The organism is Streptomyces sp. NPDC056373 (genome assembly GCF_042262425.1).
In the GTDB taxonomy this organism is placed as follows: Bacteria; Actinomycetota; Actinomycetes; order Streptomycetales; family Streptomycetaceae; genus Streptomyces.
On record NZ_JBHJPX010000008.1, the window covers coordinates 128,369 to 146,624 of the forward strand.

Genomic DNA, 18,256 nt, shown 5'->3' on the forward strand with positions numbered 1-18,256 from the left:
CGGGCGGGGCCTCAGGGTTGATCTCCGGCCTCCCGGTGACGGAACGGACCGGGGGTCAGCTCGCGACCGGCACGAAGGGGGCCGCTGCGACGGGCGTGTCCCGACCGCCCGCGGGGTGCCGCCACAGTCCCTGCGCGGCGAGGCGTGGCAGGACCCCCTCGCCGAACCAGTACGCCTCCTCCAGGTGCGGATAGCCGGAGAGGATGAACTCGTCGATGCCCAGGGCGTGGTACTCCTTGATCCGCTCGGCGACCTCGTCGTGGCTGCCGACCAGGGCGGTGCCCGCGCCGCCGCGTACCAGGCCGATTCCGGCCCACAGGTTGGGGTGGATCTCCAGGCGGTCGAGGCGGCCGCCGTGCAGGGCGAGCATGCGCTGCTGCCCCTCGGACTCGCTGCGGGAGAGGCCGGCCTGCACCGAGGCGACCGTCTCCGGATCGAAGCCGTCGAGCAGCCGGTCCGCCTCGGCCCAGGCCTGCTCGGCGGTGTCCCGGGTGATGACGTGCAGCCGGATGCCGAAGCGCAGGGTGCGGCCCTGGGCGGCGGCCAGCGCCCTGAGCCGGGCGATCTTCTCGGCCACCTGGGCCGGGGGTTCGCCCCAGGTGAGGTAGACGTCGGCGTGCCGGGCGGCGATCTCCCCCGCGATGGGCGAGGAGCCGCCGAAGTACACCTCGGGCACGGGGTCGGGCACCCGGGCCAGCGCCGCCTCCGCCACCCGGACGTGCTCGCCCTGCAGATCGACGGTGCCGCCCTGCCACAATTCCCGTACGACGTGCAGGAACTCACCGGTGCGGCGGTACCGGCCGTCCTTGTCGAGGAAATCGCCGAAGGCGCGCTGTTCCTTGTTCTCGCCGCCGGTGACGATGTTGAGCAGCAGCCGCCCGCCGGTCTGCCGCTGGAAGGTGGCCGCCATCTGCGCGGCGAGGGTGGGCGAGATCAGGCCGGGCCGGAAGGCGACGAGGAACTTCAGGCGTTCGGTGTGCTGGGCGACCATCGCGGTGGTGAGCCAGGCGTCCTCGCACCAGGCACCGGTGGGCGTGAGGGCTCCCGCGAAACCCACTTCCTCGGCGGCCCGGGCGATCTGGCTCAGGTAGGCGACCGTCGGCGGCCGGTCCCGCCCGGACGCGGTGGCCGGGGTGCCATGACCGCCGCCGACGACATGACGGCTGTCGCCGTTGGTGGGCAGGAACCAGTGGAACGTGAGGGACACGGGGAACTCCGATCGAGGGGGACGTGCGTGCGGCGGCGGGCGGCGTCAGCCCGCCACGGCCAGCAGCGGGGTGCGGCCCAGCGCCGCGGAGAACTGGTCGACCACCTGGTCCAGCGCCTCGGTGGCGTCCGGCGCGACGGTCAGGGAGCCGTCGTCGTGAGCGGTGAGGTGCTTGTCGAGGGTGAACCAGCCCTGCACGATGTGGGCGGCGCCCATGGAGTTGAGGACCGGACGCAGGGCGTAGTCGATGGCCAGGACATGGGCGACGCTGCCGCCGGTGGCGAGCGGCAGAACGGTCTTGCCGGTGAGGGCGTACTGCGGGAGCAGGTCCAGCAGGGCCTTCAGGACACCGGAGTAGGACGCCTTGTAGACGGGTGTGCCGATGACGACGCCGTCGGCCCGGGCGAACAGTTCGGTGGCCTCGACGATGGCGGGGTGGCGGAAGTCGGCTCCGAGCAGGGCCTCGGCGGGGATGGTGCGGACGTCGAGCGGGATCACGTCATGCCCCTGGGCCGCCAGCCGCTTGTCCAGATGGCGCAGCAGTCGGCTGGTGCGGGAGGAGGCTGAGGGGCTGCCGGAGACGGACAGGACGGTGGCCATGGGCTCTCATTTCGGGGAGAGGGCGCAACTGCGCGGGGCACCGCCGAACTCGGGGACGCCGTGTTCGAAGGCGTGCGAAAGTGCCGAATTCAGACGGGGGGAAAGATCACCGCTCAGGGCGTGCCACCGGGACGGCGGCCGACGGCGGATACGGCGGTGAGGAGAAGCGGCGAGCCGGGAGACTCAGGCTGCGGCGCGACAGGAAGCGCTGGAGACACGAGCGAGGTCGACATGGCGTCGCCGCGTGAGGTCCAGTCGCATGGTCATGCCATGGATCGTGGCAGCGGAGGTCGAGGGCCGTCAAGGAAATCGCGGCTCATCTCGTATCCCGGACCGGCCGGTTCGCGAGGGGCACCCCGAAAAGCCGTGCGCGCCCTCCCGGTTCGCACGAGCCGGGGGGCGCGCACGGTCGCCGCGCGGTCGGCGTGGGCCTCAGTCGCCGTCGGCCGGAACGACCACGAGGAAGGCGTCCGACTCCAGGTCCATCACGACGGTGGCCGGCTCTCCCTCGGCGCGGCGGCGTGCCGCGTACTCCTCCGCGGGCCACGATCCGCGCGGAGACCCCGCCGGGAACCGCTCCAACACCTTCGCGCCGATGGCCGTGGTCACGTCCGCTGCCCTCCCTGTCCCACGTCGCCCGCCGGGCGACGTCGCCGGTCGCTGTCGTACACATCCGGATGCCCCCGATCCGCCCGGACATGTACCGCCGGGTAGATTCCGCCCCCTCCCCGAGCTCTACACATAAGGGGGAAATAAGAGCAGAATGACGCTTACGCGGCGTTTACCGCACATCCCTCCAGACGCGGTCGCCCTGCACCATGAAGGAGACGAGTCATGGCCAACGTCTCGCACACCAGAGGTGACATCACCAGCCACCCCGACGCCTCCGAGATGCGGGACCGTTACGCCCGCATGCTCGGCGGCCGTGATGTGGCGCTCGTGGACGGACCGGTGTTCCTGCTCGGTCTGTACTGCGCCGCCTCCCCGTGGATAGTCCACTACACGACCAGCCAGCCGGCCCTCGTGACCCACAACCTGATCATGGGGATCGCGATCGGCCTGCTGGCGCTCGGGTTCACTCGCGCTCCGGAGCGCATGTACGGCCTGAGCTGGGCCATGTGCGCCCTCGGGATGTGGATGATCATCTCGCCCTGGATCGTCGGCGAGAGCCCGGACGCCGGTGTCGTGTGGAACAACATCATCATCGGTGCACTGGCCGTGATCCTGGGACTGGTGTGCGCCGGAACGGCGGCGAAGGCCTCGCCCAGGCCGTAGCACCCGCCGTAAGGGAATCGGAGGCCGGTCCGCGTCCCGGACCGGCCGATTCACGCCCTGCCCGCCGCCGCCCGAGACCGGGCCCGGGGAGCCTCGGCGGTGACCGGCCGACCACATCGCGGCGAGCCCCTCATCGCCCGGCGAGCGTGTACTCGTACGGCGTCGTGGTCGTCAGCGCCGCGAAGCCGAGCCGTTGCAGGATGGGCCTGCTCTCGGCGGAGGCGTCGACCTGCAGGTAGCGGTAGCCGCGGGCCGCGGCGGCCCGGGCGCGATGGGCGACCAGGGAGCGGTAGATGCCCTGGCCGCGCCAGCCCGGGACGGTGCCGCCGCCCCACAGGCCGGCGAAGGGAGTGCCGGGCACGAGTTCCATGCGGGCGGCGCTCACCGGCTGGTCGCCGGCCAGGGCCACGACGGCGACGACGGTGTCCGGGTCGGCCGACAGCCGGGCGAGGAGCTGGTGCCGGAGCCAGGAGCTGTCAGCGCCGAACGCCTTCTCGTGGACGTCGGCCACGTGATCGACGCCCGCCGGGTCGGTGACCGGCACGACGCGCACACCGTCGGGCAGTTCGGCGTCGAGGGCGAGAGCGCCGATCTCGCCGATCATCAGCGTCTCCTCGTCCCCGGGCCTGAACCCGGCCGCGCGCAGCCGCCGCCCGAGGTCGGCCGGCCGGTCGTGCCCGTACATCTTCCACTCGAAGTCGAGGCCGAGTCCGGTGTAGTGGCCGATCTGCCCGGCGATCACCGCGTCCGCCCCGGCCTCGTCGAGGGCGGACCACACGATGCCGTTCCAGCCCTCCGCGGCGGCGACCTGACGGACGACACCGGCGGTGCGCTCGACCCGGGCACCGGGACCGTCCGGCCGGGCACCGACACGCAGGTCACGGTCGAACAAGGCAAGCAACTCAGCATGATCCATGGGCAGACTTCAGCAGTCACCGGACCGGAAGGCAAAGGATTTGCGGCGCGTCAGCCGCCCCTCCCCTCACGCAAGCGTGGTCCCTTTCCTCTGATGCGCCCGGGCCATAAGGTCCTCGTGATCACATCGTCTCGCGAGGGGTCGGCCCCATGGTCGTGAAGGACACGGAACTGCCGTATCTGCGCCGCTGCGTGGAACTCGCGGCCGAAGCCCTGGAGGCCGGGGACGAGCCGTTCGGTTCGGTCCTGGTGGACGGTGACGGCACCGTCCTCGGCGAGGATCACAACCGGGTGGCCTCGGGCGACCGCACCCGGCACCCCGAGTTCGAGCTGGCCCGCTGGTCGGCGGCGCACCTCACACCCGAGGGACGGGCGGCCGCCACGGTCTACACCTCCGGTGAGCACTGCCCGATGTGTGCGGCCGCCCACGCCTGGGTCGGCCTCGGCCGGATCGTCTACGTCGCATCGTCCCGGCAACTCGGCTCCTGGCTGGCGGAGTTGGGTGTCCCCGAGCCGCCGGTGCGGACACTCTCCGTGCACGAGGTGGCACCCCATGTAGCCGTGGACGGCCCCGTACCCGAACTGGTCGGCCGAGTGAGGGACTTGCACGTGAGGTTCCACCTCGGACGCGACTGAGGGCCTGGACGCGCCCACCCGGGGGCCACGGGCCCGGGCGGTGGGGCGGCCGCCCGAGATGCAGAGCCTCGCGGGCGAACCTATGATCGATTTCAACCAGAACCAGACGCAAGACCAGGCGTCCGCCCCGCTCTCCCCGACGGGGGGAGGCACCATGTCCTCGCTGTCGGCCCGTCGGCTCACGGCCGTCCACATCGCACCGGTCGCGAGCGTCATCGTCGTGCACATGACCGCGCGCGACAGCTTTTCCGTGCCGCTGAAGGACCACCGGCCATGACGACGCACAACGACGACGTGGACTGGGACAGCTGGCCGGTTGCCGACTACCTCGCGGAGAACTACCGCGAGGTGCATCCCTGGGACGCGGCGGTCATCGCGCACCACAGCGCCTACTACCGGCGTCTTCCGCCCGGCGGCATCGACCGCTCGGTGGAGTTCGGGGCGGGCCCCAACCTCTACCCGCTGATGCTCGCGTCCGCCGCGAGCCGCGGGATCGACGCCGTCGAGGCGGGAGCGAGCAACGTCGCCTATCTCACGGACCAGATCTGTCACCGTCCCGACGCGAGCTGGCTGCCGTTCCACGCACTGTGCCGGGAACTCAACCCCCAGGTGCCGGCGACCCTGGCCGGGGCGCTGGCGCCGGTCGACGTCGTCCACGCCGACGTCCGGTCCCTGCCGAGGGGTACGTACGAACTCGCCTCCATGCACTTCGTCGCGGAGGGCGCGACGGAGGACTTCGCCGAGTTCGCCGACTTCTGCCGCACCTTCGTCCGCACGGTCCGGCCGGGCGGTCGCCTGGTCGCCGCCTTCATGGAGAACATGCCGACGTACCGCATCGGGCCGGCCTCCCGCTGGCCGGGCTGCCCGGTGAGCCCGGCCACCGTCACGGAGGTCTTCGCGCCCCTGACCAGGGAACTGGACGTGACCCACCTCGACATGAACCCGACCCTGCCCGACCACGGCGACTCGGGGATGGTGCTGCTCACGGGGGTGGCGGAGGCGGTGTAGCCCCCGTGCGGGTCAGCTGTCGGCCCCCGGACGGAACCTCCGGCGCAGCACCACTCCCCCGGCGACCAGTGCCGCGCTCGCCGCCACGCCCTGGAGGGCGTGGTTCGCGCCCGTGTGGGCCAAGGCGCCCCGGGCGTGCGGGACGGTGCGCGGAGCCGGTTCGGGGGCCGGGTTCGACCGGGGAGGCGGGGTCGGCTTCGGCACCGGCTTCGGGGCCGGCTTCGGCGGATGCTGGGGACGGACCGGGCGGTGCTCGCCGGGGGTGTTCGAGGACTCGTTGCCGGTCGAGGCGTTGCCGATGCCGACCACGTCGACCGAGTTGCCCGTGAGGTTGACGGGGAGGTCGACCGGCAACTGCACGCCTTTGCCGGAGACCACTCCCGGTGAGCCCGTCGCACTGCCCTCGGCGACCGCACCGCCGGACCCGCCCGGCCGGCCGCCCCGCCCCTCGTCCCGGTTCGCGCAGCTGTTGCCGGCGGCGGGGTTCAGCAGCCCCACCACGTTCACCGTGTTCCCGCACACGTTCACCGGGACGTGCACCGGCAGCTGGACGGTGTTGCCGGAGACCACCCCCGGCGAACCGGCCGCCGAGCCGTCCGCGCCGGAACCTGCGTACGCGGGGACGGTCACGGCCATCGCGCCCGAGGCGGCGGCGACGGCGATCACTCCGTTTCGGGTCATCCTTCGCATGGACCCCTGCCTTCCAGACATCGTCGCGGGCACTCACCCGCACCGGAGAGAACGCCGCCCGCCCGGTCCGAGTTATGGCTTATCGGCCTTTCACTCCATCGAGCGGGCCGGTTGTCGAACTAGCGGTAAAACCCTTCGTATACCGGCTGCGCATGCGGGCTCGCACGAGGGCGGACCTGGCGGGGCACGGTTCGCCGCGCGGCCCCGCCGCCCGGAGGCGAGGCCTTCGGGGCGCGCATATGGTGAGCGAGGGCGCCCCGGTCCCTTCGGTCGCCCGCGTCCTTGGAGGCATCGATGCTGGCCAAGCTGTCCACGCGCCCCTCGATACGGCGCTGCGCGGTCACCGGCACGGCCGGGCTCGCCCTGCTGGGCACGGCACTGCCGGCCGCCGACGGCCCCCCGCCCGGCCTGTCGCGCTTCTACGACCAGAAGGTCACCTGGTCGAGGTGCGAGGGCATGGACATGCCGAAGGACCTCCAGTGCGGCAAGGTCACCGTCCCGCTCGACTACGCCAGACCCGGCAAGCGCACCCTCGACCTCGCCGTCGCCCGCTACCGGGCGACGGGCACATCCCGGGGTTCGGTGCTGCTGAACTTCGGCGGCCCCGGCGGTCAGGGCGTGGCCCAACTCGCCATGGGCGGCAAGGACTTCATGGGCCTGACGAACGGCTACGACGTCGTCTCATTCGACCCTCGCGGCGTCGGCCGCTCCTCGCCGGTGAGCTGCGGAAACGCCTCGGACAACGCCCTGGACGCGACGGACGGCAACGGCGACGTGGCCGATCCCGGGGCCGTGCTCGAGGAGCTGCGCGCGGCGGCGGCCGAGTGCACCGAGCACTCGGGCCCGGTCCTGCCCCACATCGGCACGGTCAACGCCGCTCGCGACCTGGACGTGATGCGCGACGCGCTGGGCGACGGCAAGCTCAACTACCTGGGATTCTCCTACGGGAGCCGGCTCGGCGCGGTGTACGCGGCCCAGTACCCCGAGAAGGTCGGCAGGATGGTGCTGGACGGCGTCGACACACTGACCGAACCGCTGGCCGACCAGGGTGTGGCGAGCGCCCAGGGGCAGCAGACCGCACTGGAGAATTTCCTGACCTGGTGCACCGAGGACATCGCCTGTCCGTTCGGACGCGATCCCCGAGAGGCCCGGGAGCAGGTCGTACAGGTGGTCGAGTCGCTCGACAAGGACCCGGTGCCGACCGACTTCGGTGAGGCGTTCACCGGTCAGGATTTCGCGGGCGCCCTCGCGCAGGGTCTCTACAGCAGGGAGCTGTGGCCCTCGCTGCAGCGGGCCGTCGGCCAGCTCCTCGAGGACGGCGACACCCGCGGCCTGGAGGCCTTCCTGACCGGGGGCTTCACCCTGCCGCTGCGGCGCACCCCGCACGCCGGACTCACCGACCCCGCGGACATCCCCCTCGACAACCTTCCGGCGGCGCTGATGGCGGTCAACTGCGCGGACGATCCCGACCGCCCCGCCGCCGCGCAGGTCACCGAGGACCTCGGCCGGCTGCGCGCCCGCTACGAGCAGGCGTCCCCGGTGTTCGGACGGTACCGGCTCACCCAGGTACTGATGTGCTACGGCCGCCCCAAGGGCACCGACTACATCCGCGACGACGTCAAGGATGTCGGCACGCCGAGGATGCTGCTCGTCGGCACCCGGGGCGACCCGGCCACGCCGTACCGCTGGACGGTGGAGACGGCGAGGCGACTCGGATCGTCGGCCGTGGTCCTCGACAACCGGGGCGAGGGCCACACCGGCTACGGCTCGTCGAAGTGCGTGCACAGCAAGGTCGACGCCTTCCTGCTGTACGGAACGCTGCCGCCGGACGGGAGCTCCTGCGGCTCCGACCGCGACGACGAATGAATCGATTGCCCCAAATGCCCTCATCGTGAATTCGCTCTATCGTTCTGTCATGGAGAGCGTTCTGAGTCCCGCGACCCTTGCCGAGCTGCGGCGCCCGCGCCCCTATCCCGCGGTCTCCGTACTGACGCCGACCCACCGCCGCGATCCCTACAACACCCAGGACCAGGTCCGGCTGCGCACCATGGTCGCCGAGGCCAAGCGGCAGCTGGAGGCCGATCCGGCTGTCACCCGTGAGCGACGCGCCGAGGTCGCCGGGCACCTCGACCGGGCTCTGACCGAGGTCGATCTGACACATGCCGAGGACGGCCTGGCGATCTTCGCGGCACCGGGCGAGCACCAGGTGTGGTCGCTGGCCAGGTCCGTGCCCGAACGTGTCGTGCTCTCGGACACCTTCCTCACCCGCAACCTCGTCTCCGCACAGACGGCCGGGCGGCCCTTCTGGGTCCTGTCGCTCGCCGCGGACCGCGCCACACTGTGGAACGGCGGAGTCGACCGGGTGGCCGCGGCCCGCCTCGGCGGCTTCCCGCTGACCCGGCGCGTGGAGAACTTCGACCCGGAGCGGCAGCAGCGGATCGGCGACACCCCGAGCGCCTTCCGGGAGGAACGCACGCGCCAGTTCCTCCGGGAGGCCGACACCGCGATGAGCGCCGTGCTGCGCGACCATCCGAGACAGCTGTACGTCACCGGAGAGCCGGCCGCTCTCTCCCTGCTGGACGAGGTCGGCACCACAGCCCGGAGCGCGGTGCACATCCCGCACGGCGGGCTCGCCCACGGGACCCCCGAGGCCGTGTGGCAGGCCGTGCGGCCGGTGGTCGAGGCGGAGGCCCGCAGGAACACGGAGGCCGTGACCCGTGCCCTCGAAACGGCCCGCGGACGGCGGGAGTTCGCCGCCGGTGTCGACGAACTGTGGCAGAGCGCACGGGACGGCCGCATCCGGCTGCTTGCGGTCGAGGAGAACTACCGGGTGACGGTCCGCGACGCCGGGGACCATCTGATCCTCGCCGAGACCGGCGACCTCGACTCCCGCGAGGACATCGTGGACGAGATCGTCGAACAGTGCCTGGAGACCGGGGCCGACGTCCGCTTCGTCCCGGACGGCACACTCGGCGAGGCGGACGGCATGGCCGGGGTGCTGCGGTACTGAGTCGATGCGGTGCCGTCCTGCCGGTGGCTGCCGGCAGGACGGTGCCGCCGGAAACCTAATAGCTGTCGTAACTCGGCTTGCCGGTCGGCCGGTAGACGCCGACGACCGTGCCGCTCTTCGTCGTCGAGACGCTGACCGGCTCCAGAGAGGTCGGGACCGCTCCGTCGGCGAACAGCCGCTTGCCGGTGCCGATGATCACCGGATGGATGGTCAGCCGGTACTCGTCGACGAGGTCGTTCCGCATGAGCGTCTGGGCGAGGTCGCCGCTGCCGACGACGTTGATGTCGCCGCCGTCGGACGCCTTCAGTTCGCGCACGGCGTCCGCGACGTCGCCCTCCAGCAGAGTGGAGTTCTCCCACTCCAGGGACGTCAGGGTCCGGGACGCCACGTACTTGCGCATGCTGTTCATCCGCCCGGTGAACGGGTTGCCGGGATCGGCGGCCGGCCAGTACGACGCGAAGATCTCGTACGTCTTGCGGCCGAGCAGCATCGCGTCGGAGGGCTCGTACCAACCGGCGACGGCCGCGCCGACCTCGTCGTCGGAGACGGGCTTCTGCCAGCCACCGTGCTCGAAGCCGCTCTCGGCGTCCTCGTCCGGACCGCCCGGCGCCTGCATGACGCCGTCCAGCGACAGGAACGTGCAAACAATGATCTTGCGCATGGTGCGCTCCCTTCATTCGAGGGGTGGACCGCACGACCACCGAAAACTCATCGGCGAGGCCTCGCCGCCGCGGCGGGAATCACCCGTCCGGTCATCCGAGGGCCTGATCGGCCGTCGCGAAACGGTGCTCCGCAGGCTTCAGCACGTCGTGGAGATTGCCGAAGTACTCCGTCTCGGCGGTTCCGGTGAGCACCGCGAGGAGAAAGGCGAGACACCCCGTGTCGTGGTGCTCCCACAGGGGGCCGCGCCCCTCGTTGTACAGCACGGTCCAGTCGTCGGGGGACTGCCCGGGCCGCGCCAGCCAGTACAGGAACGCACCGTACCCTCCTCGAAGGCCCACGGCAGGACCCTCGCCCCCGACTCCTCCAGGCCGGCCGGCCTGTCCTCGAACTCCCACAGGTCGGCCAGGATCTCCTCCCGTTCCGCCGTCTGTGCGTGCAGGTCGCAGTCGACGTGGGCGGAGCAGGGGGCGAGCAGCCAGATCGTCTCGTCGAAGATGCCGTCCCCGTAGGTCTCGACGAGCTGTTTGTAATCGGAGGGCAGAGCCGTACCGAGATCGCTCTCGGCTTCCGCCCAATCCACCGGAGGTGGTGACACGGCGGGCGGTGGACAGAGCCGGACGAGCGCATCGAGGTCGATCATGAAACGGACGCTACCGGCACACCGGCCAGTGATCCGACGCCCCGGGGGATCGTTCCGTCAGGGGTTCCAGGCGCCCGCTCGTGGCGCTCGAACACGGGGCCGTCGAACACCCGGAGCAGCCTCCCGCCGGCGTCCCGATCGGGCGTCAACTGCCGTGTGTAATCTACGACTTGGATCTCCGGGTAGGGCACCCCGTGCCTACCTCGCAGTAACTCCGCGAGACTGTGGCATATGCCAGAAGCACCACCGTATCGTGTGTCGTCGAATCCCTTACAGGGCGTCGCGGGCTGTGCAACAGTCGTAACGGTCCCTCCGTCCGCCCTGGTCGTCCCGTCCCCGCATCGGAGTGCGTCATGCCGTCCCACCTCTCCGCGGACCGCTCAGCCGCCCAGCCGCCCCGCCGCGGCTCGGTCGACGCGCTCATATCGCAGACGCGGCGGCTCAAGGGCGACGTGGACGCGGTGCGCCGCGACACCGAGGGGGAGGGAGCGGACCACCCGCGCGAGCGCTGGCAACGCGCCCTGTACGACCTGGCCCTGCACCAGCTCAACGACCTCGACGAGCACCTGGCCCAGTTACGGGACGGTCCCCTGCCCACAGCCGCCGATCCGGAACCCGCCGCCTCCGCACCGGGCTCACTGCTCAGCCGGGTCGGCAGCGCGGAGTGGAACCTCCTGACGGACGAGGCCAGCTGGTCCGCAGAGCTCTACCAGATCCTGGGCCGCGACCCGGCCGCCCCTCCCCTCACCCTCGACGAACTGCCGTCCCTCGTTGTGGACGAGGACCGTCCGAAGCTGACGGCGATGGTCACCGACTGCCTCGTCGACGCACGGCCCATCGACGGCGAGTTCCGCATCACCCGCCGGGGCGACGACGTACGGACCGTCCACATGATGGGCGAACCGGTGCTCGACACGGACGGCAGCACCGCCTCGATGTGGGCCGTGCTGCGGGACGTGAGCGAACTGCGCCGCAGCCAGCGGGCGGTGAGCGAGACCCGTGACTCGCTCCGCCACCGGCAGGAGGCCGCGCGGAGCGAGCAGCGGCTCGCGGTCGAGCTGCAGGAGGCCGTGCTGCCGCAGTGGCGCGGCTCCCTGCGGCTCCCGCACCGCGGCCCCGCGACCCTCGACCTCGCCTCCCACCACCTCCCGGCCTCGACGCACACACTCCTCGGCGGCGACTGGTACGACGCACTCGAACTGACCGACGGCGAAACGCTCCTCAGCGTCGGCGATCTCACCGGCCAGGGTGTCGGCGTCACGTCGAACATGACCATGCTGCTCGGTGCCGTACGCGGCATGGCCATGGCCGGTGCGCAGCCGGGACAGTTGATGGCCTGGCTCAACCAGTTGCTCGACGCCACGGTGCAACCCGCCCTGGGCAGCACCGTCTGCTGCCGTTACCGGCCCGCGACCCGGGCCCTGGTGTGGGCGCAGGCCGGACACCCCGCCCCGCTGCTGTTCCGCGACGGGACGGGGCGGGTGCTGAACGCACCCGACGGTGTCCTGCTGGGCGCCACCTCGGGCGCCGTCTACGGACAGGCCGAAGAGACGCTCGAGGTGGGCGACCTGCTGCTCCTGCACACCGACGGGCTGGTGCCCGGGCACACGGGATCGGCGGCCGCACAGCTGCTCCTCGGTCTGGCACCCCGCCTGGCCACGCACCGCACAGCGCAGGACTGCCTGCGGGCCGTGGTCCAGGAGTTCGGCGAGGGCGCACGCGAGGACAACGCCTGTGTGCTCATGGCCAAGGTGATGTCGTAAGGAAACTCGCCCGACTCAGGCCTGCGCGAGGTCGGCACCCCTGCCCTTCGTCCTCGGCAGGGCCAGCTTGATCTCCTCCCGCAGCTCCTGGATCCTCGGGTAGCCGGAGTACTCGGCCGTGAGCTGGTACATCTGACGCAGCCGGTCCCACGTGCGATGGGAGGAGTTGGACCCCATCGACACCAGGGCCAGACGCGCGTACCGGTCGGCCTGTTCGGGGTCGTCCGCGATGAAGCAGGCCGACGCCATCGACAGATAGTCGAAGATCTTCGACCGCTGCCGGCCGTCGATCCGCAGGGCGAGGGCCTTCTCCCCGTAGTGCTGGGCATGCGCCGCGGCGCCCGGCTCGAACTCGGCGAGCGTGCGGTAGGCCAGGGCCTGCATGCCGTACAGGTCCTCCTCCTTGAAGGTCTGCATCCAGTCCGGCGGCGGGACGTCGCCCTTGTCGGAGACGAACAGATCCTCCGCCCGCCCCAGGGTGCGGCGCATCGCCTGGCCCTTGCCCATGGAGGCCTGTGCCCAGGCCTCGATGGTGTAGAGCATCGCCCGGGTGCGGGGCTGCACCTCGTCGCCCGAACCGGACGTGGCGAGCTTCATCAGGTCCAGGGCGTCGTCCGGCTTGCCCAGGTGCACCATCTGACGGGCCGCGCGGGAGAGGGCCTCGCCCGCGCGGGGACGGTCCCCGCCCTCTCTGGCCGCGTGCGCGGCGATGACGAAGTACTTCTGGGCCGTGGGTTCCAGGCCGACGTCGTGCGACATCCAGCCCGCGAGGACGGCGAGGTTGGCGGCGACGCCCCACAGGCGCCGCTGGAGGTGGGGTGGATGACGGTAGGCGAGGATGCCGCCCACCTCGTTGAGCTGGCCCACCACGGCCTTGCGCTGGAGCCCGCCGCCGCGGGCGGCGTCCCAGGCGCGGAACACCTCGACCGAGCGCTCCAGTTCCTCGATCTCCTGCGACCCGATGGGGGCGGCCTCGTAGCGGTCGTACCCAGCGGGGTCGGCGTGCAGGGGATGGTCGGGGCCGGGGGCGTCGGCAGCCAGGGAAGGGTCGGTGTGCAGCCAGTCGTACATGGCGCTGCTGAGTGCGGATCCCGCGGCGAGCGCGGCGCCCGCGCCCACCAAGCCGCGTCGGTTGAGCATGAGGTCCATTCCCGTGAATTCGGTGAGGACCGCAGCCGTCCGCTCGGGCGCCCACGGCACGCCGTCGGGAGCATCCGCGCTCCCGCCGTCCTGCCGTTTCCCCGCACGCCCGTGCCGGACCAGACCGAGGTCCTCGATGGTCACGACACGGCCGAGACGCTCGGTGAACAGAGCCGCCAGCACCCGCGGCACCGGATCGCGCGGGATCTCTCCCGTGTCGATCCACCGCCGCACCCGGGAGGTGTCGGTCGACAGCTGGGGATGGCCCATGGCCGCCGCCTGCCGGTTGACCAGCCTCGCGAGTTCGCCCTTGGACCAGCCGGCCAGGCCGAACAGGTCCGCGAGCCGGGTGTTGGGTTGTCCGCTCACGTCAAGCCCCCAGGTTCTCGGCTGAGTTGACAGTAGCCCGGGGAGACTTGCCGGGCGACTATTCGCCAGGGTTCGCCAGGGTTCGCCAGATGGTGTGCCACCGGCCATCCGGTGTCAGGTAGGAACGCGCCACCTCGACCCGGTCGCCAGGGACACTCCCCAGGGTTCTCCCGGGCATCCGGGCCGGGTGGTGCGCTGTCGTCGCAGGCACACGAAGGGATCTGTTTCGCCCATGTACGCAGCATCGTCCTCCGTGTCCGCACCGCCCCGGTCGCTGCACCCGCGTCCCACGGACAGCGGCCCCTACCTCGCCCCCGCGCGGTCGGCGGCCCCCGTGCTCGGTGCGGGCAGGGCTCGGCGCGGCGCGGTCCTCGGCACCCAACCGCTCAGCGGGAGACTCGACTTGTCCGGCCCCCAGGGCGCGCAGCTGCGCACGGCGATCGCGTCCGTGCACCGCATCTGCCCGGAGTTCGCCCCGGTGCAGGTGCTGCGCCGCAACGGACGGTCCGTGCTCCTGGTCGGCACGACCGGTCGCAGCACGGCTGTCGCCAAGTGTTTACTGGACCACTCGCCCGCCTGGTCCGAGCGGATCCGCCACGAGATAGCGGCATACCGCTCGTTCGTCCGGCACCGCCCACCCGTGCGGGCGCCGAGACTGATCGCGGCGGACCCGGACAACTGCACGCTGGTGATCGAGCGGATGCCGGGCCGGGTGGCGGCGCTCCAGCGACACCCGGCGGAGGCACCGCCCCGGGCGGACATCAGAGCGGCACTCGGTGCGATCTGCCGGCTGAACGCCTGGCGGCCGCCCGCGGGCACGTTCGACGCCCCGCTCGACTACGCGACCCGGATCTCCCGGTACCACGAGCTGGGCCTGCTCACCGACCGGGACCTGGGCGACCTGCAGAAACTGCTGCACGGCATCGCGCAGGCCTCCGGGCGGCAGGGCATGGGCCAGTTCTGCCACGGCGACGCGCTGCTGTCGAACATTCTCCTGTCACCGGCCGGTCCAGTGCTGGTGGATTGGGAGCACGCGGGCTGGTACCTGCCGGGATACGACCTGGCGACCCTGTGGTCGGTGCTCGGGGACGCACCGGTCGCCCGTCGTCAGATCAGCCAGATCGCGCAGTCGGCGGGGCCCGCCTCCAGGGACGCCTTCCTGGTGAACCTGATGCTGGTGCTGACCCGTGAGATCCGGACCTACGAGACGGCCGTGCAACGTTCGATGCACGATCCGGCCCCGGCGGCACCGGGCACGGCCCACCCGGGTGCTGCGCCGACCGGCGAGGAGCAGCGCCTGCTGCTGCGGCGGCTGCACGACGACTGCCAGTTGGCCCGGCGCGCCGTGCGCGCGGCGGTCGGCACTCGCTGACGGGGACGAAGGGGCCGCCGTACACCTGGCCCGGTGTACGGCGGCCTCTTCGTGTGCGGCGGTTCGGCTCAGCCCTGCTGGAAGAGTTCCGCGGGCAGCGGTTTGAGGAGGGCGTAGAGATCGTCCGTGATGGGGCGGTCCCAGGCGGCGATGGTCACGAGGACGTTGTCGCTGCGGTCGAACTGCACGCAGGAGATCCGGCTCTCGGAGAGCTTGACGCGGCGCACGATCAGAAGGTTGTCGCCCTGCATGACCGGTACGTCCTCGGTGCTGACGACGGTGACCTCCTCGTCGTTCTCCAGGGCCAGCAGCAGCTGGGCCACCTCGAAGGGGACCTCTCCCTCGGGGACCTCACGGGCCGGGGATCCCTCCGGCAGATTGCCGATGATCATCGCGGGGCCGCGGCCGCCGAAGAGGTCGTAGCGCAGGAAGACGCCCTGGCAGGTGCCGTCGGGGGCGGGCAGCAGTCCCGCACCGAGGTTGCCGGGCCAGTCGCCCGGGTCCATGGCCAGTACGTCGAAGTCGGGCCCGGCGGGGGTGGCGCTGCGGCGGCGGAGGAACGACATGTCGCCCATGGTACGTGCCGCGGCCTGCGAAGTGCGGGGCGGGCGACGGACCGGGTGGAGGGTTCTCGCCCGGTACCGGGGCGAGCTCCGGACGACGTGGGCGGGCCCCGGCCGGTCCAGGCCGTCCCCCTGTTGCGGTCGTGGCGCCGGACCACTCGGGCGGGCCCGGCCGGCCGGTCTAGGCCGTCGCCCTGTGCCGCTGGTGGTGGCGGGCCACGCGGGCACGGTTGCCGCAGGAGGGTTTGCACCACTCCTGGCGTGGGTGCTCCTTGAGGAAGTACCGCACACAGCGCGGCGCGTGGCAGGCCCGCAGCCGGTCGCGATCGGAGCTCGCGAGGAACGCGATCACGGCGTGGGCCAGGGACGCGATCAGATCGTCACCGGCACCGGCCGGCCTGCGGTGGACGACCGGGCCGGCGTCCTCGGGCCAGTCGAGGACCGGCACGGTGGGGACTCGGGCGGCCGCCTCGTTCAGGTGCCGCACCGCCTCCGGCAGGGGCATGAGGCGGGTCGCGTCCGCGGGGCTCGGCTCGCCGGGGCGCACGGCCCGGGCGAAGAGCGCACGGACGGCGGCCCGCAACGCGCGGACGGCGGTGAGCTGCGCGGCGTCGGCGGTGAATCCGGCGGCATGACGGTCACCACCGCCGGGCTGCGACACCGGCCCCCGGGCATCCGCGCCGCCGGGCTGCGACACCGGCCCCCGGGTATCCGCGCCGCCGGTGTGACGGTCACCGTCGCCGGGCTGCGACGCCGCCCCCTGAGCATCCGCGCCGCCAGTTTGACGGTCACCGTCGGAGCGCTGGGGCTCCGTCCCTCGGGCATCTGCGCCGGCCGCGTGACGGTCGCCGTCGAAAGGCTGGGGCACCGCGCCCCGGCCGTCGGCCCGGGTGCGGGCTCCGGCCGGCAGGGCTTCGGGGTGGGCCCGGACCCACACGGTCAGGCCTGCCGGGTCGGTCAGGTCGTCGGCGACGCCGCCGTTGCCGTCGTGGCGGATGGTGAGGGCCAGGTCCAGGGCGAGCCGGGCGTCCCTGCTGATCGGTTCCCGCATGCGGCCGATGATAGGCCCGGCCGTATCCATCACGGCCGGGTCAGTCCTGCGAGGGCGACGGCGGCACGACGGCGACCGGGCTCACGGAGTGCAGCAGGACGGCGTGGGTGACCGAGCCCATCATGCGGACGGGTGAGAGCAGGCGCCGCCGGTGGCGGCCGACGACGACGAGGCCGGCACCCCGGGACGCCGCGACGAGGTGGCCCGCCGCATCGCCCGCCGACGGGAGCAGTTCGACCGTGACCTCGGGGTGCCGCTCGCGGTACGGGGCGAGAAAACCGTCGGCGAGGACCCGGGTCTCGTCCTCGATGACGTCCTGGTCGACGATCGGCGGGGGCATGTCCCCGGGCATCATCCAGGGCTGCGCGGGCCAGGGGTAGGCGGCGACCGCCTGGAGCCGGGCCTCACGCCGGACGGCCTCGGCGAAGGCGAACTCGAGTGTGGCCTCGTCGGGGCCGTCCACCTTCACGCCGACGACCACGCGCGAGCCGGGGCCGCCCGGCGCCTCGCCGTCGGCCTCGCGTCCGGGCCGGGGCACCACGACGACGGGGCACTCGGCATCACGGGCGGCGGCCATGCCGGTGGAGCCGAGCAGCAGACTCGCGAAGCCGCCGCGGCCCCGGGAGCCGAGTACCAGCAGCTGGGCCGTGGCTCCCAGTCCGGACAGGACCGCGCCGACCGCACCCTCCAGGCCGGCGTACTCCGTGTCCGGCTGATCTCGCAGCCCCTCCAGGTGGGCGCGGGCCTGGTCCAGAACGGGGTCGTCCTGCGGGTCCGCCCGCAGGGCGGCGAGCACCTGTGACTGCTGTGCCCAATGGGCGTACTGGCGGACGTGCGCCACGCGCAGGGGTGCCGCGCACCGGCGGGCGGCGTCCACGGCCCACTCCAGGGCACGCAGGCTGTCGTCCGAACCGTCGACCGCCGCGACGACGGGCAGGGTGCTCATGGGTTCCTCACCTCCGGGATCCGGCCGTCCCCTCCCGGGGCCAGCCTGACTCAGGCGGTGACTCCGGGAGGACGCCTCCCGTGGCGTGTCCGCAAACGCGGAGGGAACACCCCCGGATCGGCCGTCTGATCCCGGCCGTCCGGAACGCTGCGCCCCGTCCTCAGGTGAGGTCGAACTCCCCCTCCCGCGCTCCCGAGACGAAGGCGCCCCACTCGGCGGGCGTGAAGATCAGCGAGGGGCTCTCCGGGCGGGCACTGTTGCGCATGGCGATGAAGCCCTCCACGAAGGCGATCTGCACATCCCCCCGCCCTCGGCTGCTGGACTGCCACTGTGCGTCTGTGAGGTCAAGCTCCGGCTTGTCCCAGCCTGTGAGCGGGCGCTGCTGGGTGGTGGTCTCGGCCACGTCCG

General features: G+C 72.1%; 20 protein-coding genes and 2 pseudogenes. 8 read left to right on the forward strand and 14 right to left on the reverse strand.

The window, feature by feature from the left end; translation table 11 throughout:
• Positions 1 to 55 precede the first annotated feature (55 nt).
• The 4 genes from ACFCXS_RS18360 to ACFCXS_RS18375 all read right to left on the reverse strand — a co-directional run bounded on the left by ACFCXS_RS18360 (position 56) and on the right by ACFCXS_RS18375 (position 2,416).
• Positions 56 to 1,207 carry an LLM class flavin-dependent oxidoreductase gene (locus tag ACFCXS_RS18360; protein ID WP_376644373.1) on the reverse strand — a complete coding sequence of 384 codons (1,152 nt, stop codon included), beginning with the start codon at positions 1,205 to 1,207 and terminating at the stop codon, positions 56 to 58.
• Positions 1,208 to 1,252: 45 nt separating this feature from the next.
• Complete coding sequence (gene ssuE, locus ACFCXS_RS18365) at positions 1,253 to 1,807, reverse strand: NADPH-dependent FMN reductase (protein ID WP_104786459.1); 555 nt, start codon at positions 1,805 to 1,807, stop codon at positions 1,253 to 1,255.
• A gap of 183 nt (positions 1,808 to 1,990) precedes the next feature.
• Positions 1,991 to 2,074, reverse strand: a complete 84-nt coding sequence (locus tag ACFCXS_RS18370; protein ID WP_350710819.1) for a putative leader peptide — start codon at positions 2,072 to 2,074, stop codon at positions 1,991 to 1,993.
• 165 nt (positions 2,075 to 2,239) lie between these two features.
• Entirely contained in the window at positions 2,240 to 2,416 is a 177-nt protein-coding gene (locus ACFCXS_RS18375) for a hypothetical protein (protein WP_352099835.1), read from the reverse strand.
• Positions 2,417 to 2,641: 225 nt separating this feature from the next.
• Here ACFCXS_RS18375 and ACFCXS_RS18380 point away from each other — a divergent pair, with 225 nt between their 5' ends.
• Complete coding sequence (locus ACFCXS_RS18380; RefSeq protein WP_376644374.1) at positions 2,642 to 3,082, forward strand: SPW repeat protein; 441 nt, start codon at positions 2,642 to 2,644, stop codon at positions 3,080 to 3,082.
• Between the two features lie 130 nt (positions 3,083 to 3,212).
• On the opposite strand, the gene ACFCXS_RS18385 is transcribed toward ACFCXS_RS18380, so the two are convergent.
• Positions 3,213 to 3,998 carry a GNAT family N-acetyltransferase gene (locus ACFCXS_RS18385; protein ID WP_376644375.1) on the reverse strand — a complete coding sequence of 262 codons (786 nt, stop codon included), beginning with the start codon at positions 3,996 to 3,998 and terminating at the stop codon, positions 3,213 to 3,215.
• A gap of 149 nt (positions 3,999 to 4,147) precedes the next feature.
• Between ACFCXS_RS18385 and ACFCXS_RS18390 the strand changes: the two genes are divergently transcribed.
• The 3 genes from ACFCXS_RS18390 (at position 4,148) to ACFCXS_RS18400 (ending at position 5,641) form a co-directional block, all read left to right on the forward strand.
• Complete coding sequence (locus ACFCXS_RS18390) at positions 4,148 to 4,633, forward strand: nucleoside deaminase (RefSeq protein ID WP_376644376.1); 486 nt, start codon at positions 4,148 to 4,150, stop codon at positions 4,631 to 4,633.
• Between the two features lie 154 nt (positions 4,634 to 4,787).
• Positions 4,788 to 4,910: a hypothetical protein gene (locus tag ACFCXS_RS18395; RefSeq protein WP_376644377.1), complete on the forward strand. Its 123-nt coding sequence runs from the start codon at positions 4,788 to 4,790 to the stop codon at positions 4,908 to 4,910.
• Positions 4,907 to 5,641, forward strand: a complete 735-nt coding sequence (locus tag ACFCXS_RS18400; RefSeq protein WP_376644378.1) for a class I SAM-dependent methyltransferase — start codon at positions 4,907 to 4,909, stop codon at positions 5,639 to 5,641. Before ACFCXS_RS18395 ends, ACFCXS_RS18400 begins: the two co-directional genes overlap by 4 nt.
• A 12-nt stretch (positions 5,642 to 5,653) precedes the next feature.
• Here ACFCXS_RS18400 and ACFCXS_RS18405 read toward each other — a convergent pair whose 3' ends face one another.
• Positions 5,654 to 6,331, reverse strand: a complete 678-nt coding sequence (locus ACFCXS_RS18405) for a chaplin (protein ID WP_376644379.1) — start codon at positions 6,329 to 6,331, stop codon at positions 5,654 to 5,656.
• 294 nt (positions 6,332 to 6,625) lie between these two features.
• Here ACFCXS_RS18405 and ACFCXS_RS18410 point away from each other — a divergent pair, with 294 nt between their 5' ends.
• Together ACFCXS_RS18410 and ACFCXS_RS18415 are read left to right on the forward strand one after the other, a co-directional pair.
• Positions 6,626 to 8,197 (forward strand): alpha/beta hydrolase, encoded by a 1,572-nt coding sequence (locus ACFCXS_RS18410; RefSeq protein WP_376644380.1) that lies wholly within the window; start codon positions 6,626 to 6,628, stop codon positions 8,195 to 8,197.
• A gap of 49 nt (positions 8,198 to 8,246) precedes the next feature.
• The gene (locus tag ACFCXS_RS18415; protein WP_376644381.1) at positions 8,247 to 9,341 is read left to right on the forward strand and encodes a chemotaxis protein; all 1,095 of its coding nucleotides are present in this window, start codon (positions 8,247 to 8,249) and stop codon (positions 9,339 to 9,341) included.
• Positions 9,342 to 9,396: 55 nt separating this feature from the next.
• Here ACFCXS_RS18415 and ACFCXS_RS18420 read toward each other — a convergent pair whose 3' ends face one another.
• Together ACFCXS_RS18420 and ACFCXS_RS18425 are read right to left on the reverse strand one after the other, a co-directional pair.
• Complete coding sequence (locus tag ACFCXS_RS18420) at positions 9,397 to 10,002, reverse strand: dihydrofolate reductase family protein (protein WP_376644382.1); 606 nt, start codon at positions 10,000 to 10,002, stop codon at positions 9,397 to 9,399.
• A gap of 91 nt (positions 10,003 to 10,093) precedes the next feature.
• Positions 10,094 to 10,342 (reverse strand): hypothetical protein, encoded by a 249-nt coding sequence (locus ACFCXS_RS18425; protein ID WP_376644383.1) that lies wholly within the window; start codon positions 10,340 to 10,342, stop codon positions 10,094 to 10,096.
• Between the two features lie 655 nt (positions 10,343 to 10,997).
• Here ACFCXS_RS18425 and ACFCXS_RS18430 point away from each other — a divergent pair.
• Positions 10,998 to 12,407 (forward strand): PP2C family protein-serine/threonine phosphatase, encoded by a 1,410-nt coding sequence (locus ACFCXS_RS18430; RefSeq protein ID WP_376644384.1) that lies wholly within the window; start codon positions 10,998 to 11,000, stop codon positions 12,405 to 12,407.
• Positions 12,408 to 12,422: 15 nt separating this feature from the next.
• Here the strand turns inward: ACFCXS_RS18430 and ACFCXS_RS18435 are convergent, their stop codons facing one another.
• On the reverse strand, positions 12,423 to 13,916 hold the full coding sequence (locus ACFCXS_RS18435) for a hypothetical protein (RefSeq protein ID WP_376644385.1): 1,494 nt from the start codon (positions 13,914 to 13,916) through the stop codon (positions 12,423 to 12,425).
• Between the two features lie 232 nt (positions 13,917 to 14,148).
• On the opposite strand from ACFCXS_RS18435, the gene ACFCXS_RS18440 reads away from it, so the two are divergent.
• Entirely contained in the window at positions 14,149 to 15,288 is a 1,140-nt protein-coding gene (locus tag ACFCXS_RS18440; RefSeq protein ID WP_376644386.1) for an aminoglycoside phosphotransferase family protein, read from the forward strand.
• A 68-nt stretch (positions 15,289 to 15,356) separates the two neighbouring features.
• Here the strand turns inward: ACFCXS_RS18440 and ACFCXS_RS18445 are convergent, their stop codons facing one another.
• The 5 genes and pseudogenes from ACFCXS_RS18445 to ACFCXS_RS18465 all read right to left on the reverse strand — a co-directional run bounded on the left by ACFCXS_RS18445 (position 15,357) and on the right by ACFCXS_RS18465 (position 18,251).
• Positions 15,357 to 15,854, reverse strand: coding sequence for a hypothetical protein (locus tag ACFCXS_RS18445; protein WP_062931252.1), 498 nt, complete (start codon positions 15,852 to 15,854; stop codon positions 15,357 to 15,359).
• Between the two features lie 178 nt (positions 15,855 to 16,032).
• Positions 16,033 to 16,476 (reverse strand): annotated as a pseudogene (locus ACFCXS_RS18450) (CGNR zinc finger domain-containing protein); the annotation flags it as partial.
• A gap of 234 nt (positions 16,477 to 16,710) precedes the next feature.
• A pseudogene (locus tag ACFCXS_RS18455) lies at positions 16,711 to 16,902 on the reverse strand (ABATE domain-containing protein); the annotation flags it as partial.
• A 40-nt stretch (positions 16,903 to 16,942) separates the two neighbouring features.
• On the reverse strand, positions 16,943 to 17,848 hold the full coding sequence (locus tag ACFCXS_RS18460; RefSeq protein WP_376644387.1) for a universal stress protein: 906 nt from the start codon (positions 17,846 to 17,848) through the stop codon (positions 16,943 to 16,945).
• 160 nt (positions 17,849 to 18,008) lie between these two features.
• Positions 18,009 to 18,251 carry a DUF397 domain-containing protein gene (locus ACFCXS_RS18465; RefSeq protein ID WP_104786506.1) on the reverse strand — a complete coding sequence of 81 codons (243 nt, stop codon included), beginning with the start codon at positions 18,249 to 18,251 and terminating at the stop codon, positions 18,009 to 18,011.
• Positions 18,252 to 18,256: the final 5 nt, after the last annotated feature.

Excerpts from the sequence above, each read along its gene's own strand:
- ssuE (WP_104786459.1), bottom strand. The coding sequence starts at position 1,807 with ATGGCCACCGTCCTGTCCGTCTCCGGCAGCCCCTCAGCCTCCTCCCGC.
- ACFCXS_RS18370 (WP_350710819.1), bottom strand. The coding sequence starts at position 2,074 with ATGACCATGCGACTGGACCTCACGCGGCGACGCCATGTCGACCTCGCT.
- ACFCXS_RS18380 (WP_376644374.1), top strand. The coding sequence starts at position 2,642 with ATGGCCAACGTCTCGCACACCAGAGGTGACATCACCAGCCACCCCGAC.
- ACFCXS_RS18385 (WP_376644375.1), bottom strand. The coding sequence starts at position 3,998 with ATGGATCATGCTGAGTTGCTTGCCTTGTTCGACCGTGACCTGCGTGTC.
- ACFCXS_RS18390 (WP_376644376.1), top strand. The coding sequence starts at position 4,148 with ATGGTCGTGAAGGACACGGAACTGCCGTATCTGCGCCGCTGCGTGGAA.
- ACFCXS_RS18395 (WP_376644377.1), top strand. The coding sequence starts at position 4,788 with ATGTCCTCGCTGTCGGCCCGTCGGCTCACGGCCGTCCACATCGCACCG.
- ACFCXS_RS18400 (WP_376644378.1), top strand. The coding sequence starts at position 4,907 with ATGACGACGCACAACGACGACGTGGACTGGGACAGCTGGCCGGTTGCC.
- ACFCXS_RS18405 (WP_376644379.1), bottom strand. The coding sequence starts at position 6,331 with ATGCGAAGGATGACCCGAAACGGAGTGATCGCCGTCGCCGCCGCCTCG.
- ACFCXS_RS18410 (WP_376644380.1), top strand. The coding sequence starts at position 6,626 with ATGCTGGCCAAGCTGTCCACGCGCCCCTCGATACGGCGCTGCGCGGTC.
- ACFCXS_RS18415 (WP_376644381.1), top strand. The coding sequence starts at position 8,247 with ATGGAGAGCGTTCTGAGTCCCGCGACCCTTGCCGAGCTGCGGCGCCCG.
- ACFCXS_RS18420 (WP_376644382.1), bottom strand. The coding sequence starts at position 10,002 with ATGCGCAAGATCATTGTTTGCACGTTCCTGTCGCTGGACGGCGTCATG.
- ACFCXS_RS18430 (WP_376644384.1), top strand. The coding sequence starts at position 10,998 with ATGCCGTCCCACCTCTCCGCGGACCGCTCAGCCGCCCAGCCGCCCCGC.
- ACFCXS_RS18440 (WP_376644386.1), top strand. The coding sequence starts at position 14,149 with ATGTACGCAGCATCGTCCTCCGTGTCCGCACCGCCCCGGTCGCTGCAC.
- ACFCXS_RS18445 (WP_062931252.1), bottom strand. The coding sequence starts at position 15,854 with ATGTCGTTCCTCCGCCGCCGCAGCGCCACCCCCGCCGGGCCCGACTTC.
- ACFCXS_RS18460 (WP_376644387.1), bottom strand. The coding sequence starts at position 17,848 with ATGAGCACCCTGCCCGTCGTCGCGGCGGTCGACGGTTCGGACGACAGC.